The organism is Dethiobacter alkaliphilus AHT 1, assembly GCF_000174415.1.
Taxonomy (GTDB): Bacteria; Bacillota; Dethiobacteria; order Dethiobacterales; family Dethiobacteraceae; genus Dethiobacter; species Dethiobacter alkaliphilus.
Window position 1 is genome coordinate 52,996 of the sequence record NZ_ACJM01000009.1, and the last position, 15,772, is coordinate 68,767.

Sequence of the window (15,772 nt, forward strand, 5' to 3'; positions counted from 1 at the left end):
AACTGCCATAACCTCCAAAGGATTATGGCAGTTTCTGTATCAATTTAGTTGTCAGTCCACATTCCGCTGTTACTGATCCGGGCTGAGCGAGGTTTGGGTTGCGATAGGGAGGGCAGGGAAATTTGGGAGAGGTAACTCCAAAACCCGGCCACAATCATATCTAGCATGGCAAAAACAGTAACTTTGTTTTTCTCCCGCAGCTTTACCATTATGCTTATCCCCACCAGCATGGAACCGGAAAAAATTACAGATGCGGTGGCGGACAAGGTGCCCATCAAACCGGTAAAAAAGAAGGGGACGAAGAATAATGCATAATGAAATACGTAGACAAATAAAGCATCTTTGCCCATCATAGTCAGGTAGCGAAATAAGCTGAGCCGTTGTACAGGTGCATACCGGAAAATCCCCAAGAACAAAATGGCCAAGCCGATGCCAAACAATAAGAATGCGGCGGGCGCGCCGGAGCGAACAAAAACTGCGTCGTTATGCCTCAACACTAGTCCGCTGCCAATCAAGAGTGTGGCCAGGGCTATAGCCTGTAGAGTAAAACTCTTATGAGCCAGCCGTGATGCCAGGTAAAAACCTGCGATATTGATGGAAAGAATAGCAAAAAGCGGAAACTGGCCGGAAAAAACTCTTTCAACCGCCGGATGCAGCGCATTGCTTGTAATGAGGAAATGGAGGCTTAAGGTAGCAGCCAGCAAGCCGGGAAAAAAGTATCGTGGTGGGTTTAAATCTTTTAATTTCGGCAGTGTCATTGTCAGCCAGACCAGACTCAGTAAAGTAACGGCCTGTGCCTGCAGTACTCCCCAGGTCAGTGAGACCGTTATCCCGATAGCAAAAAGTTTACCCAAACGGACGGTGTATCGCTGACGGACCAATAACGGGTCCGGATTTTTTCTGAGTTTTGTTTGCAGAGACAGATATAAAGACAGCCCGGCAGCAAAGTAAAACATGGGCGTTGCAATATCGCCGATTGATAAAGTTTGCAGAATCACCACAATGTCAAAGGCTGTGGTATGGGCCCATTCCATGCCGTGGTTAAATACCATCAGCAGGACGGCAAGCCCTCTTAAGGCATCAATTTCACTGAAGCGTGTTTTCTTTTCCATTGGTAAGTCAGCCATGGCAAATCCTCCAAACATTAAATTACTTTACCAGATATACTCACCCTAACACATAAATGCAAGATGCTTTTAAACAAAAAGTAAACAAATTGTCAACTATGAGATTGCCCCGCACAATAAAATACCTTCCCAAATAGGGAAGGTAGTCAATAAACCGACTTGTGCAGAAAAAATCGCTGATACACCCACATTACCGTGAAATGCCAGAGGCCGTAAATCATAAGCGGTACAATAAAGCGGCCGTAGTTGGAATAAAAGAGGCCTATGTTTACCAGCACATTGGCAAAGAATACGGCATAAAAGGAGGCTGTCAGCGTAAACACAAAGTTCCAGGGCTTTTTTTCAGGTAGAAAATACATGAACATGATAAAGTACACAGTCCACGCTATGGGGGGGAAGAAGGGGATGCCCGCCACGCCAAAGGGCATGAAGTTAAGGTGTCCGCCCAAATCCAGTAAATGCGTTGCCATGATAATCAGTATGATATTAGTTAAGGCTCCAAAAAGAATGGCGTACACTGCAAGTTGGCGTATCTTTTCCTTCGGTACCACCACAACCAGAATCACAGCCAGGAGGATGGTATAAATCAGGTAAATATATTCAAGAGGAACGGCCATAATGACCCCCTTAAGCAGTTATAATACTTTATTGTGCTTTTACTGACAAATTTTATACTTTGGGGACAAAATAGGTCCTGGGTCCTACAGGAATAATGGATTAAATGTAGAATATTGTAAAAAACTTTAGAGAGGTGCAAGCCATGTCTATCTTATATGAGATTGTGGCGGAAAGAAAGAAGTTGGAACAGACAGTGGCGGTTTTTGGCCTTGGCAGTGAGATTTCGTTAGCACAAAGTCAAAAACTGGACAAGCTAATCGTGGCGCACATGCTGGAACAAAGGTATAATAAACAACAAGGATAAAAACAGATCTCCCGATACCGATGGTTATTGGGAGTTTTTTTTGTTGACATTTGCCTGTTATAAATGCAGGATATATATAAACCCATAAATACCACACTAGTTGTTACCATAAGGAGAACAAAGATGGCAAAACATGATCCATGCTTACAGAGCAACATTTCTGCGCCAGAGGCAGTATTAAGTAAACGCTGGATAGTCTGGCTTATTCCATGCCTGCTGTATGCCACCAGTCACTTCCACCGTGTTGCACCAACGGTTATTTTTGACGACCTGATGACCGCATTCAACACTTCAGGAGCTGCCCTGGGAGCCTTGGGTTCGATCTACTTTTATGTATATGCACTGATGCAGATTCCCTCCGGGATATTAGCCGATACCCTGGGCCCAAAGAAAACCATTACCGGCGGTGCCGTGACCGGAAGCCTGGGGGCCTTCATCTTCGGCAGTGCCACAACATTGTGGCTGGCTTATTTGGGTACGTTTTTTTATTGGACTGGGAATGTCCCTGATTTTTATCTGTATCATGAAGCTGGTTGCCGAGTGGTTTCGTGACAATGAGTTTGCCACCATGTCGGGACTGACTTTGTTTGGTGGTAATCTGGGTTCCATGGTGGCCACAACACCCTTATATTTATTGGTGGTTGCCATTGGCTGGCGTGCATCTTTTCATGTTATTGCCTTAATAACCGTTCTGTTTGGAGTTCTTACCTGGAACTTTGTCGCAAACCGCCCCAACTCCACCGATTCTATGGCAGAAAAACGCTCCAAAACAGAGCCGGGAAAACTTAAGCAGCAGCTGTTGGAAACTATCTTAAATAAATCTATCTGGCCTACCGTTACCATGAGTTTTGGTTTGTACGGCACCATGTTGGCCCTAAAAGGTATGTGGCTGGGCCCATATTTAACCCAGGTTTATGGGATGAGTCGGGATCAAGCTACAAACTACGTCCTCCTGTCCTTAGTTGCCGGCCTTATTGGCCCACTGATGATGGGATTTCTCTCAGACCGTATCGGGCGCAGGAAGCTGCCCATTATGCTGTTTACACCGCTGTATTTGGTAATCTGGCTGTTATTGGCGTTTTGGAACGGTGGAATGCCACCGCTGGCCGCTTTACCGTATTTACTTATTATGTTGGGCATTTTTTGTTCCCCTGCAGCGCTGACCTGGGCTTGTGCCAAGGAAGTCAGCCATCCTTCAGTGGTGGGACTGGCTACCGGTATTGCCAATATCGGCGGTTTTCTGGGAGGCGCAGTAATGCAGTTTCTGTTTGGCTATATTCTTGATTTAAACTGGCAGGGCACCGTGGTGAATGGGCTGAGAATCTATCCTGTTGAAGCCTATCAAAGTGCTTTTCTCGTTACCGCCGGTGTGGTTTTTTTCAGTTTGCTTACCACATTTTTTATCAAAGAAACATATTGTCAGAATATCTATACAGGAAATACGGTGACGCCTGAGAAATTAGCAGAGTAAAAAAACAGCCGCTGCAACAATTGTGTAAACCGTTGCAGCGGCATAAAAAGAGGATTGTCGACACATCAAGTGTCTTCAATCCTCTTCTTCTTCATCTTCAACATCTGTATCGTCACCCAGTTCAAAAATAACCAGTCGTTCCTGTATACCAAACTCCAGTGACTCTTCTCTGGATTCCACAGCCAGGTCAATGTCATTGGGGCCTATGGCGCTGCCGCGATCCTGTACCTCAAACCAACCGATACCCTCCACATAGATTCTGGTCCCGAAGGGGACATTGGGACCTGCTGCTGCAGTTTTACCCGGTATCAATTCTTCACCGCTGGCAGTAAGGGACGGATCTCCCGCAAAGTCCCATCCGGGCACAGCGTCAGGGCTTAGGGGGGCATACTTGGTAATTTTCATTAACTGTGTTTCATACTGCTCAGATTCCAGTTCCAGTCTGCGAGCGTCTCTTAATTCTTCTTCTGCTTCCTCTCTTGCTTCACTGGCTTCCCGCTGGGCCAATTGCACCTGGCCTCTTAGATCAAGGCTGTTTGCTAAGGTGACCAGCAGCACAAGTGCAGTAACAAGCAATAATTGTTTGAGAGTCACGGTAAGTCTCCTTCCCAAGAGTGCAAAATACCTCCTCTCATATTATCTGTATTTACCAAAACATTAATTACGTAATTTTTACCAACATTATACCAATTTAAAAACTATATACGGAAAACAACTGATATTTCCGCAGCAAAGCTAAATTAAAGCTGAATAAATATATTTGGCATGTCCCATAGTTATAAGGCTACGACAAATCCGCAAACAGCTGTTTGCGGATTTGTTGTTAAACTACAGATTTATTTCAATTACACTGTTTTCTCTTAGCTCAGCCAGGAGGTTTTCTATGGCCTGCTTTTCTTCTGCTTCCTGCATCTGTTGGATAATGAAGGCCACAACTTCTGCTTCTAATTCTTCCAGCGGGGGGAGGTCCATGCCTTGTGCTTCGGCCATTTGCTGTTGCTGGTCATAAACTTCATTAATCTCTTCATCCGTTATTTCATCTTCGGACACCGAAATATTTGGCACTGTTTCAGCAAAAACAGCCTGAATCAGCATATCTTCCCTGATGAGGTCGGCCAATTCCTCTATTTCAACCCCTTGGGCTGCCAAAGCCTCTTCAAACTGGCCGTCATCTTCAAAACCGGATTTCATCTGATCGATTTGCTCATCTATTTCAGACTGAGAAATCTGAATGTCTTTATTTTCCGCTTCCTGTAACAAGAGTTGTTCATTTATCAAAACTTCAACCGCCTGATTTTCCAAAATTGTTACAGTTTCCGGATCCTCAAGGCTCATTCCCTGCATTTGTGCCAGTTGTTCAAATTCTAATAGCTGTGCCGAAAAATCATCATAGGTTATACCTACTCCATTAACAGTGGCTATCGCTTTGTTACCGTCAGTTTCTTCATTGCCGTCGGTTGCCTGTTCGCTGCATCCACCAAGTGCTACCAGTGAAATCAGAACACTAAATACCAACAGAGTAAAAAATACTTTTTTCGTTTTAATAATATCCATCCTCCAATAATTAATCTAGATTTGCTTTTTTGTGCGAACCTTTTTAACGTAATTCGCACCAAAGCACATCACAGAAATAAACATTCAGTGCTAGGCTAACATATAAAAATCATGCTGTAAACAAAAGCGACAAGTTTTTTGTTTAAATTCTGTTAACACATGGAGAGGGTTAGTACTGAAAATATGTAAACCAGCTTCCCTATGCAGGGAAGCTGGTACTAGGGTCTGTACTGGCAGGCAAAGAATTTATCCTGTTTTGTGCATACTTTTTCGGTGGAGATTACCACCAGGCGGTCATCCGGCTGCAGGATTGTATCTTTTTGAGGAACAAGAATCTGTTCGTCCCGGACTATTACTCCTATGCGGATACCTTCAGGAAGCTTAGCCTGCCCAATTGTTTTTCCGGTAACGGAGGCGGAATCGGATAGCAAGAGTTCCGTAACCTCTGCGCCGGATTCCAACAGGGATAGGGTTACCACATCTTCTTTGTGGGTATATCTTAAGATCTGTGCTGCGGTGATGGAGTGGGGGGTTATGGTGCCAGTGATGTCCACATCTTTATAGACCGAGTTATAACCAATGTTTGTTACTTCAGTGATGACTTTGGGGATTTGCATTTTCTGAGCAATGATTGCCGCTACAATATTAATGCGATCGTCTCCGGTGACAATTACTGCAACGTCGGCTTCGTTTAGTTCTTCTCTGTTGTAGTAGGACATTTCAGTTCCGTCACCCTGAATAATCAGGGTTTTAGTTAAAGTCCGGTTCAGCTCTTCACAGCGGTCCGGGCTTTTCTCAATCAGTTTGGTCATGAAGGAATCCTTTTTGTTTTCTTCCAGAATTGAGGCCAGGTAATAGCCAATCATACCGCCGCCCAGGATAAGCACTTTCTTAATCTGTGTTGTTCTGTGATACAATAATCTGCTTGCCTCTCTCATTGCAGCAATGCTTCCCACCAGATAAACTTTATCTCCTGTATTTATCTTTTCATTTCCTTTAGGCAGGACCAAATCGCCGTTTTGCCGTTTAATTCCCAGAATAGAGCACTCTTTAGGCAGAGGCAGGTCTTTAACAGCGGTCCTTGTTATATCCGCTTCATCCCGGATAGTTACGCCCACCATTTTAACTTTGCCCTGGGCGAAGTACTCAATGTTTTCAGCATCGGGAAAGTGAATCATCTTAGAAATTTCCTGAGCCACCGCTTTTTCCGGGCTGATGATAATATCGATACCTACCTGCTTTTGCGTCAGGCCACGGGTATCAATATCTACGTCGCCGGCGCTGTCGGGGTTGCGTACCCTTGCCACTGTAATGGGTACATTAAATGTTTTGGCAATCATGCAGGCGATGATGTTTGTTTCATCAGTTTCTGTTACTGCAATAACCATCTTAGCCGTTTTAATTTTAGCTTTTTCTCGATAACCAATATTCCAAGCTTCTGGCTTAGGTTTTTGACTTTTGCAGGGTCTTTGTCAATCAGCACCACGTTTTGCTTTTTGGCCGAGAGGTTAGCAGCCAGTTCTGTACCGATATCTCCGCCACCAATAATAATGATATTCACAGGGAAATCACTCCTCCATAATCTAAGTCTTTTTCATTAAGCGGGCAACCTTTTCAGAGATAGCAGGAGCCCTGCGGAACAAATATACCCCGACAATAGCTGTAATTACAATATATATCCCCAAAAATACCCGTAGCGCCGTATCTGCTAAAGCTGCGATAACCACAGAGAACTCACCCCTCTGGCCCAGTGAAAATGCTGCCCGCAAAGATCCGCCAAAGGTCAGGCCGTAAATCCGTCCGCCCCAGAAGCCCACTATTATTTTCCCCACAAATGCCCAGGCAATCAAAATCATCAGTAAGGACGGAGCAATTACCCCTGCACCAAAAGCAATGGATGTGCCAAACCAGAAAAAGAAAAAGGGCAGGGTAATGTCTTTAATAGGACTAATGAGATGCTCCAGTTCCTTAGATGTTCCGGTCTCTGAAAGCATAACACCGGCTAAAAATGCGCCCAACAGTTTGGACAGGTCCAAATAATAGGCAATGCCGGCGAAAATCAGAGCGATGGATATGGCAAACAAAGGTATGAAGTCTTTTGTCATATAACGTTTCAAAAACAGGTCAAGTTTGCGAAAGCCAAAATAAGCAATAATGATTGATGCTGCGGTCATCAGTACCACTTTGGCAAAAATAATGGCAACGGCCTGGGCGGTAATTTCTCCCTGCAGGCTGAGGCCAACCAGAAATGAAACCATTACCGGAGCAACCAGGTCTTCAAAAATTAACAATGCCAGTTTAAATTCACCTTCAGGAGTGGTCATGCGGTTTGTTTCTTCCATCATTTTTACTGTAATGGATGAACTGCTGGCATAGGCCACTCCGCCAATAATCAGGGCAGGCAGAAGATCAAAACCAAAGAGAACAGCCAGAAAAAAGCTGCCGCCAAAGCACAGCACCACATCCAAAACACCTGCCTGCCAGATTCTCCTGGAGATGTTGACAAGCCGGCTTAGGGGAAAGTGCAGACCAAGGAGGAAAAACAAGAGCACTATACCCATGTTGGCAATCTGCTCAATTACGTTTTGTTCCGGCTCAGTAAATAAGCCGGCTAAAGCTACGCCCAAAAACAGATAAGCCAGCAGTGGCGGAAAATTAAAGCGTTGCGCTATATAATTGAAAATGAAAAAAATTAAAAGGATTATTCCTCCTGCCAGAAACAGATGATCCATATTTCAGCCTCCTGAAGTCACAGTCAGTTTTTCTAACAATTAGATATTCCCTTTAACAAGCAATGTTACCCGAAACCTGCGAATACAGCATCCCGGTTATGTTCATCAGTGTCATGGTGTTTTCCCGTATATATGCTCCATGTCCGGAAGTTCAGTGGCCCAATAATGCAACCAGACAGCTAAATAATGAAAGATGCCCACGGCAAGGCCAATGTCCGAACGAAGGATAAGGCCGGGCAGCATAAACGCAAGTGTGCCGAAAGCGTACATGCCGTTTGGTGTATAGCGGAAAATTCCCTTGCGGACAAAAGGCATCTTGCGGTATTCAGGGAAAAAATGGTCGGCACCCAGTGCGCGTTTTATGCTAAAATATCTAAGCACACTATACTGCAGCCAGATGAAGAAGAACAACACTATTGCTGTTACTACCAACCAAAAAACAGGGGGTAGAGGCAATGCCCCCATAGAATCCAAAGCGGCACCTGCGGCGATGCCAAATCTGGCTAAAAGCAGAAGAGAAAACAGGGTTCCGTAAAGATAAAATCCCATTGTGCCCAAAAGACGTGTTATGTACTTTCCAAACAGTTCAAAGCGCCATACTGTAACCACTAACCCTTGGTGAAGAAAAGCGGAAATCAAAGCAGCAAGCGACCAGATAGTATTGGCGCCGATGTTTAGGGAGAAGAAGTACAATGACAAAAACAAAAAAATTAATCCCGCTGCATGCCAACCTTGACGTGTCCATGGAGTCAGCGTGGTTGGTTTTTTGTGTGGCATATTTTGCACTTCCTTTCGCTTTACGTTAGCAAAATACTTGTTCAAAGTATATCAGATAAATAAAAGCCAAATGGTTAAGGCATTATGAAATTTAAAACCATCATAGGCAAACGTCAGACTCTCTGTGTATTGATTGCAAAAGAATGTATAAGCTAAAGTTGGGTGATGTCAATGAATGACCGCTTTGCTAATGGATTCTTAGCCGGGCTTATCGGTGGAGTTGTAATGACTGTTTTGAACCTGATTTCATTCTATGTGTTGGGCCTTGCTCAAATATTGTATCTGGACTGGGCATCCGTTTTGATATTCGGTTACAGATTCGCCACCACCCTGGAAGCTGTCATCGGTCAAATCGGACAATTGTTCTTTGCCGCTGTTGTGGGCGTAGTGTTTGCATATCTTCTGCCGGCAACCACCAGCCGCTATTATCTGTTCAAGGGGTGGGTGTACGGCCTTGTTGTGTGGTTTGGGTCATATGCAATAACACTCCTCTATAACGTAACTCCACTTATCCCAATAAAGGCCGACACTGTTATTTCCAACATTGTTACCGCCTCAGTATATGGACTGATGCTGGCCTGGTCTTTAAAGAAGTTATCCTTCAGGCAAAAGGTAAATTAATTGAAAAAGTAATTACAGGTAAACTGAACAATGCAGATTTGAAGCAAAGGCCGCGTGCTCCGGGCCTTTGCTTTTTTGTACTGCTATTCGCAGATAGCGAAGCTGCTAATGTCAGCAGTACTGAAACTATAGTAGCAAAAGCGCGCTCTGAGGAAACCGAAAGAGCGCGCCTTTCATGTACGCTACCCCCCCAAAAACAGGGGTAGGTAACACATTTTTTACATGAAGAATAAAATAAAGCAATCTATGTTAAATAAGGGCTGCTGGAGTGATTTTGTTGAAGGTTTTGGTTACCGGAGGAGCGGGATTTATAGGTTCACATATTGTTGATCTGTTAATTCAAAAAGGATACGAGGTAGTGGTGGTCGACAATCTTGTAACAGGCAGCAAAAGCAATGTGAATGCACATGCCGTCTTTTATGAAGTAGATATTTTGCATCCACAAATCGATGAAGTAATAAAAAAAGAAGCCCCTGAAGTTATCCTGCATCAGGCGGCTCTGGTTTTTGTGCAGCAATCTATAAAGGACCCTCTGGCGGACGGAACCGTTAATACCATAGGCACTCTGAATCTTTTGCGTTCTGCTCATCTAAACAATGTCGGGAGGTTTATATATGCGTCAACCTGTGCTGTTTACGGGGACGCACAGGGTCGGGTAGCAACAGAAGATGACCCTGTGTCGCCTATATCATTTTACGGTGCTTCAAAGTATATGGGCGAAATGTATGTCCGACTCTTTTATGACCTATATAAATTGGATTATACAATTTTAAGGTACGCCAATGTGTATGGCCCACGCCAACAACCCCATGGTGAAGGTGGGGTCATCCCCATTTTCATGCAAAACATGAAAAAAGAAATTTCACCCACTATTTTTGGCACAGGTCTTCAATCCAGAGATTTTATTTATGTTCAGGATGTGGCCACAGCAAATTTGTTGGCCATAGCAAAAGGGAAGCAACAAACTTTAAATATCGGAACAGGAGTAGCCACATCAATATATGACTTACATCAACATATTAATGAAATTCTGGGCCGTAATCTCCCTGCTCAATACAAGCCGGAGTTAATGGGGGATGTAAAACACATCGCATTGAATCCGGAAAGGGCTCAAAAAGAACTGAATTGGAAAACCGGTTACTCATTAAAAAAGGGCTTAGCTGAAACCGCTGCCGTTTATGACAGTATGGATTAGGGGGATTCGGAGTGAAGGTATCGCTGGTAATGGCTGTTTATAACGGTGAAGAATTTCTAAAAGAAGCTCTGGGTGCCGCAATCTCGCAGACGTACAGTAATTTGGAAATCATTGTGGTCAATGACGGTTCCACAGACTCCACAAAAGCTATATTAGATGCGGTAACGGACAGTAAAGTAAAGGTGATTCATCTAAAAGAAAATCAGGGCGCAGCCAATGCCATGAATACAGGTATCAGCCAGGCAACAGGAGACTGGATTGCGGTACAGGATGCCGATGATAATAGCTTTCCTACAAGAATTGAGGAGCAAGTAAAACATATTCAAAAAAACCCACGGTTAGTAGGGTTGGGGACTTTCATTGAATGTATCCCGGGAAGTCCTACTGTTTCCCAGGCCAGGTTAAGACGTTTTGCCAGGGAGAAAAACTCCTGTGTATCAAGTACTCAGATTAGAAAGGCAGTCTATCATGGGTGTCCCTTAACCCATAGTTCTGTGATGTTTTGCAAGGAAGTTTTTTTCCAGGTAGGGGGCTATAGTACGGACTTTCGCATTGCTTATGATTATGACCTGTGGCTAAAGCTGTTGGAAAAAGGCGAAATTGAGAATCTGCCCAAAGTCCTGCTGCAGTATCGTATTCGTAATGATTCACTTTCACACAACAACAATAGTTTAGCCACTGTTACTGAGGTGCAGATCGCTTCATCCAGAGCAGTAGGCAGATTGTTAAGCAGGGATAAAGACTATTGGCCAAATGTCATTGTTATTGGCCCTCAGGAGAGCTGTGAACATTACAGAGATCGCGTTGCTCCTTTTTGCAAGCTGAAAATTGCGGCTTTTGCCGGTGAATACCATAATAAACAAATCGCCGCCGCAGTAAAACAGTTTAAACAAGGAAAGGCAGAGTCAATTATCTTGCTTGATGGGTACAAAAAAGAACCAATTCTAAATTACCTGGCTGAAAACGGGCTGGTCCTAAATAAACATGTTTTTAATTTATATAATTTTTATTTCGCCGGGCCGCAACGGTTTTACTACAGAGAAATGACCAAGGGAGTGGCGCAGAAGCATCAACAAGTAAGATGAAAGGAGAGAGTACACTGAATAACCTTGTAATCGGGGTTGTTGGTGGCCTGGGCCATATCGGATTGATTCAGTCTGCATGTCTGGCTAGCCTGGGCTATAAAACAATTGCCTATGATATTGATAAAGAAAAAATAGCAGGTGTTTTAAACGGCAAGATACCTTTTGAAGAAGTCGGCTTGCAAGAGTTGGTGCGGGAAACAGTAAATGACGGTACGCTAACAATTACTGCACAAATAGGTGACTTGGAGGAAGCAGAAATTGTCTTTGTTTGTGTGGGAACGCCTTCTTTGTCAAATGGTGAAGCCGATTTATCCCAGGTATATCAAGCGGTGGAGCAACTGGCAAAAAGCAGAAGCAGACACTGCCTGGCAGTAATTAAAAGTACCGTTCCCGTAGGAACATGCGCTGAATTAACTGCTATTTTAAAAGAGCTTAATCTTTCTGAAAAAGTCACCATTGTGTCAAACCCCGAATTCCTAAGGGAAGGCAGCGGTGTAGAGGATTTCTGGAATCCGGCCAGGATCGTTGTGGGCAGTGAGATAAAGGAAGCCGGTGATAAGGTGGCAGGCCTTTATGCACCGGATGGTGTTCCGGTAATAATCACCAACTGGGAAAGCTCCGAGTTGATTAAGCTGGCCAGTAATGCTTTTTTATCTACTAAAATTTCTTTTATTAATGAAATTTCCATTCTGTGTGAACAAGTGGGCGCTGATATCAGGACTATCAGCGAGGGGATTGGACTTGATCCAAGAATAAATCCCCATTTTCTGGCGGCAGGAGTAGGTTTTAGCGGACCATGTCTTGAGAAAGACTTACAATCTTTAATTAACCAGTTTAAAAAAACTAATCGGAAAGCCAGAATCCTGGAGTCGGTATTAGAGGTTAATGAAACGCAACGCCACAGTGTGGTGGAAAAACTGTTGGCAGAGCTAGGAACCCTAAAAGATAAAAATATAGCAGTTCTTGGTATGGCTTTTAAGGAAGAAACCGATGATGTCAGGCAATCGCATAGCCTGCCCATTGTGAAGAGCCTTTTATTGCATGGGGCTATGGTGACTGTTACCGATCCCTGGGTTAAGAGCCCTGAGCAGGCAGGGCTATCCGAAGATGTGTTGCCCGGGGTAACTTGGGTGGATTCGCCCTACGATGCTGCCAAAGATAAGGATGCCATTTTAATCTTAACAGCCTGGCAGGAATATCGTGATTTGGACTTAGCCAGGATTAAGCAGCTGATGGCAAATCCGTTAATAGTGGATGGCAGAAACCTTTTTAATAAAGAGGATCTGAAAGCACAAAAAATTAAGTATCTGGGAGTGGGGATATGAAGTACTTAGTTACCGGTGCGGCGGGCTTTGTTGGTTCGCACCTGTGCACCTCTTTACTGTCAGAGGGAAACGAAGTATGGGGGATAGATGATTTGAGTTCGGGCAAAGAGGAAAATATTGAACATTTAAAAGGCAATCCTCGTTTTAATTTTATTGAGGGCTGTATATCAGATGAATCTCAACTAATTAAACTTATTTATAAAGTGGATATTATTTATCACCTGGCGGCGGTGGTGGGCGTCAAGCATTACGTGGAAGATCCTACAAGAGTAATTGATGTCAATGTCTGCTATACGTCCAGCCTGCTGGAAAATGCCTGGAAGCTGGGTAAAAAAGTAGTGTTTACCTCCACTTCGGAGGTTTATGGAAAAAGCGAAAGTATTCCGTTTGCGGAAGAAGATGACCGTGTTTATGGCCCGGCAAGCACAAACCGCTGGTGTTATGCCATATCAAAATCAGCAGGGGAATACCTCTGCCTTGGCTATGCCAAGCAGGGACTTCCGGTGGTTATACTGCGCTATTTTAACGTTTATGGACCCCGTGCCGATGATTCAGCTTACGGAGGGGTTGCCACCCGTTTTATAAACCAGGCTCTTGCCCGAACCCCTCTGACGGTACACGGTGACGGCGCTCAAACCCGTTGTTTCACTTATATTGATGATATTGTAAAGGCAACCATGGAGGCAGGTAAACGGCCTGAGGCAGAAGGGAGAATTTTTAACCTGGGGCGGGAACGTGAAACTCCAATTCTTGAACTGGCCAAGATGGTATTAAAAGTTTCAGGAACAGAAGGGGAAATAGTTTTCCAACCCTACAAAGAATTTTATGGGTCCAGTTATGAGGATATCCGCAGAAGAATTCCCGACCTGTCGGCAGCAAGGCAAATACTTGGCTATAATCCATCGGTTACCCTGGAAGAGGGAATAAGAGAAACCCTAAACTGGTATCGCAATAGAAATAACCGGAGTGGATAAAATGAAAATTACCAAGGCAATCATCCCGGTTGCCGGTTTTGGCACAAGGTTTTTACCGATTACCAAGGCATTGCCAAAGGCGATGCTGCCCGTTATCGATAAGCCTGTAATTCATTATCTGGTAGAGGAAGCTGTTGCTTCCGGTATAGAAGAAATTATTATTGTTGTGGGGGAGAATAAAAAGGGGATTGAAGATTACTTTAACAGGTCAGCAGAGTTAGAAGGGGTGTTAAGACAAACAGGAAAACAAGAAATGCTTGCAATGACCAGAACAATTTCTGAAATGGCTAAAATATCCTATATAACCCAAACCCAGCCCCTTGGCCTTGGCCATGCCATTTACTGCGCAAAAGATGCCATTACTCAAGGAGAAACATTTGCAGTCCTATTGGGTGATGATCTTGTTATCACAAAAAATAAACCTTGCCTGGCACAGTTAATTGATGCTGCCAAAAAATACAGCGCTAATGTTGTGGGCGTACAGCAGGTCCCGGATGAAATGGTGAGCTGTTATGGTATAGCCTCAGGTACAGCGCTGACAACAAAGCTAATCAAAGTAGAAGATATGGTGGAAAAGCCGGATATAAAAGACGTGTCCTCAAATCTGGCCATGATGGGAAGGTACGTTATCCACAGCGACATTTTTGAAATACTGGAATGTGTCACACCGGGTAAGGGTGGGGAAATTCAACTCACCGATGCCTTAAAAGTGCTTAACAGAAAACAAGAGATATATGCACGTATTATTGAGGGCACACGATACGATGTGGGAGATAAGTTAGGTTTCCTTAAAGCTACCACTAAACTTGCGCTGGAAAAAGAAGGCCTGGGGATTGATTATAAAAGATATTTACTGGAGCTTTTAAATAAAGAATCTGATTAAAGCACCATTGCAACCTTCATCCTACCGTTTGCAGGATTTTATAAGGAGGTCGGCCATATGCCTGGTTTTATCAGGCAAGGCATCTTTTTCTTTTAATAGGCGCAGGGTATTTTTATACTTTGGGATATCACCGAATATTTCATCAGATGAATCCCATATGGAGAGAAGCAGCAATTCAGGATCCTCACTCCCAAATTTCTCATGTAACACTTTATAAAAAGGTAGGAAATTTTTATCGAGGGTGCGGTAGGCATGGGGATGCTCCTGATGAAAACCGGTGACTTTATTAACGCTCAGAAAACTCAATCCAAGCCGGTGCAGGCGGTAGCCCAGTTCCCAGTCTTCTCCCGCCCCTCTGACCAGCCGCTCATCAAAGCCTCCTGCTTTTAGCAGAGGTTCTTTTTTTACGGAAACACAGCGCGTAATAAATAGCAGCCAAGGGGCCACATCAGTTTTTAAAAGCTCGTTTTCCAACTCTGCTGTTAGGAAATTACCGCCCAGAACCAGCTTGATTTTTTCCATATTCCTTAGGATATCTTCTGGAGTAATAATATCTATCGGTTCTTCGGCCCGTAAAAATTCCTTCTTCCAAAGTCCTGTTTTTTCCAGGAAATACTGCATCTGTTTTTTCTCCCACGGTGAAAAGTCAGGAAAGTACTGAGTGTAAATCCCTGTATAACAATAAGGCGTGTCTGATAGGACAATATTTTTATATTTGGAGTGATACAGGTAGTGTGATTGCAGTAAATCCGGTAGCACCAGATAATCTGCGTCACAAAACAGTACGTATTTGCCCCGCGCCTGGCTGATACCAAGATTGCGTGCAGCAGCCGGACCCCGCCGGGTGTTTTCCGACACAAACGTAAATTTATATCTGGCACGGTACTTCATAAGCAAATCTTTAGTGGCATCGGTAGAACCGTCATCAACAACGATTACCTCAAACTTTTCACGGGGAAAAGATTGCATCTCCAGAGCGGCAAGTGTCAAAGAAAGCTGGTTTGACCGGTTATAAGTGGGTATAACTACGCTGAATTCCAAACTCAAAAATAATCACCTCACAATGCGGGACTGCACTAAGCCTCCAGCTATTTTCCCTTAATCTA

At 43.9% G+C, this 15,772-nt stretch carries 16 protein-coding genes and 1 pseudogene; 8 read left to right on the forward strand and 9 right to left on the reverse strand.

The window, feature by feature from the left end:
* Nucleotides 1-44: 44 nt before the first annotated feature.
* Complete coding sequence (locus DEALDRAFT_RS09450) at nt 45-1,127, reverse strand: heparan-alpha-glucosaminide N-acetyltransferase domain-containing protein (RefSeq protein ID WP_008516933.1); 1,083 nt, start codon at nt 1,125-1,127, stop codon at nt 45-47.
* A 146-nt stretch (nt 1,128-1,273) separates the two neighbouring features.
* Nucleotides 1,274-1,744, reverse strand: a complete 471-nt coding sequence (locus DEALDRAFT_RS09455; protein WP_008516934.1) for a hypothetical protein — start codon at nt 1,742-1,744, stop codon at nt 1,274-1,276.
* Nucleotides 1,745-1,887: 143 nt separating this feature from the next.
* Between DEALDRAFT_RS09455 and DEALDRAFT_RS16485 the strand changes: the two genes are divergently transcribed.
* Together DEALDRAFT_RS16485 and DEALDRAFT_RS09460 are read left to right on the forward strand one after the other, a co-directional pair.
* Nucleotides 1,888-2,049, forward strand: coding sequence for an aspartyl-phosphate phosphatase Spo0E family protein (locus DEALDRAFT_RS16485; protein WP_008516935.1), 162 nt, complete (start codon nt 1,888-1,890; stop codon nt 2,047-2,049).
* A 273-nt stretch (nt 2,050-2,322) separates the two neighbouring features.
* Nucleotides 2,323-3,520: pseudogene (locus tag DEALDRAFT_RS09460) on the forward strand (MFS transporter).
* Between the two features lie 75 nt (nt 3,521-3,595).
* Here the strand turns inward: DEALDRAFT_RS09460 and DEALDRAFT_RS16055 are convergent.
* The 6 genes from DEALDRAFT_RS16055 to DEALDRAFT_RS16060 all read right to left on the reverse strand — a co-directional run bounded on the left by DEALDRAFT_RS16055 (nt 3,596) and on the right by DEALDRAFT_RS16060 (nt 8,583).
* Entirely contained in the window at nt 3,596-4,114 is a 519-nt protein-coding gene (locus DEALDRAFT_RS16055) for a 3D domain-containing protein (protein ID WP_008516940.1), read from the reverse strand.
* A gap of 234 nt (nt 4,115-4,348) precedes the next feature.
* Nucleotides 4,349-5,074, reverse strand: coding sequence for a SurA N-terminal domain-containing protein (locus DEALDRAFT_RS09470; RefSeq protein WP_008516943.1), 726 nt, complete (start codon nt 5,072-5,074; stop codon nt 4,349-4,351).
* 218 nt (nt 5,075-5,292) lie between these two features.
* On the reverse strand, nt 5,293-6,462 hold the full coding sequence (gene trkA, locus DEALDRAFT_RS09475; RefSeq protein ID WP_008516945.1) for a Trk system potassium transporter TrkA: 1,170 nt from the start codon (nt 6,460-6,462) through the stop codon (nt 5,293-5,295).
* Entirely contained in the window at nt 6,447-6,635 is a 189-nt protein-coding gene (locus DEALDRAFT_RS17420) for an NAD-binding protein (protein WP_008516948.1), read from the reverse strand. Before DEALDRAFT_RS17420 ends, trkA begins: the two co-directional genes overlap by 16 nt.
* Before the next feature lie 22 nt (nt 6,636-6,657).
* The gene (locus DEALDRAFT_RS09480) at nt 6,658-7,806 is read right to left on the reverse strand and encodes a cation:proton antiporter (RefSeq protein ID WP_008516950.1); all 1,149 of its coding nucleotides are present in this window, start codon (nt 7,804-7,806) and stop codon (nt 6,658-6,660) included.
* A 111-nt stretch (nt 7,807-7,917) separates the two neighbouring features.
* On the reverse strand, nt 7,918-8,583 hold the full coding sequence (locus DEALDRAFT_RS16060) for a methyltransferase (protein WP_008516952.1): 666 nt from the start codon (nt 8,581-8,583) through the stop codon (nt 7,918-7,920).
* Nucleotides 8,584-8,754: 171 nt separating this feature from the next.
* Here DEALDRAFT_RS16060 and DEALDRAFT_RS09490 point away from each other — a divergent pair, with 171 nt between their 5' ends.
* The 6 genes from DEALDRAFT_RS09490 to galU all read left to right on the forward strand — a co-directional run bounded on the left by DEALDRAFT_RS09490 (nt 8,755) and on the right by galU (nt 14,666).
* Nucleotides 8,755-9,204: a hypothetical protein gene (locus DEALDRAFT_RS09490; protein WP_040378836.1), complete on the forward strand. Its 450-nt coding sequence runs from the start codon at nt 8,755-8,757 to the stop codon at nt 9,202-9,204.
* Nucleotides 9,205-9,481: 277 nt separating this feature from the next.
* Nucleotides 9,482-10,399, forward strand: a complete 918-nt coding sequence (locus DEALDRAFT_RS09495) for an NAD-dependent epimerase/dehydratase family protein (protein ID WP_040378837.1) — start codon at nt 9,482-9,484, stop codon at nt 10,397-10,399.
* An 11-nt stretch (nt 10,400-10,410) separates the two neighbouring features.
* Complete coding sequence (locus DEALDRAFT_RS09500) at nt 10,411-11,484, forward strand: glycosyltransferase family 2 protein (RefSeq protein ID WP_008516957.1); 1,074 nt, start codon at nt 10,411-10,413, stop codon at nt 11,482-11,484.
* Nucleotides 11,481-12,809 carry a UDP-glucose dehydrogenase family protein gene (locus tag DEALDRAFT_RS09505; RefSeq protein WP_008516960.1) on the forward strand — a complete coding sequence of 443 codons (1,329 nt, stop codon included), beginning with the start codon at nt 11,481-11,483 and terminating at the stop codon, nt 12,807-12,809. The genes DEALDRAFT_RS09500 and DEALDRAFT_RS09505 overlap by 4 nt, the downstream gene beginning before the upstream one ends.
* On the forward strand, nt 12,806-13,783 hold the full coding sequence (locus DEALDRAFT_RS09510) for an NAD-dependent epimerase/dehydratase family protein (protein ID WP_008516962.1): 978 nt from the start codon (nt 12,806-12,808) through the stop codon (nt 13,781-13,783). Before DEALDRAFT_RS09505 ends, DEALDRAFT_RS09510 begins: the two co-directional genes overlap by 4 nt.
* A gap of 1 nt (nt 13,784) precedes the next feature.
* Nucleotides 13,785-14,666, forward strand: a complete 882-nt coding sequence (gene galU, locus DEALDRAFT_RS09515) for a UTP--glucose-1-phosphate uridylyltransferase GalU (RefSeq protein ID WP_008516964.1) — start codon at nt 13,785-13,787, stop codon at nt 14,664-14,666.
* A 21-nt stretch (nt 14,667-14,687) separates the two neighbouring features.
* Here the strand turns inward: galU and DEALDRAFT_RS09520 are convergent, their stop codons facing one another.
* Nucleotides 14,688-15,713: a glycosyltransferase family 2 protein gene (locus DEALDRAFT_RS09520; protein ID WP_008516966.1), complete on the reverse strand. Its 1,026-nt coding sequence runs from the start codon at nt 15,711-15,713 to the stop codon at nt 14,688-14,690.
* Between the last annotated feature and the right edge of the window lie 59 nt (nt 15,714-15,772).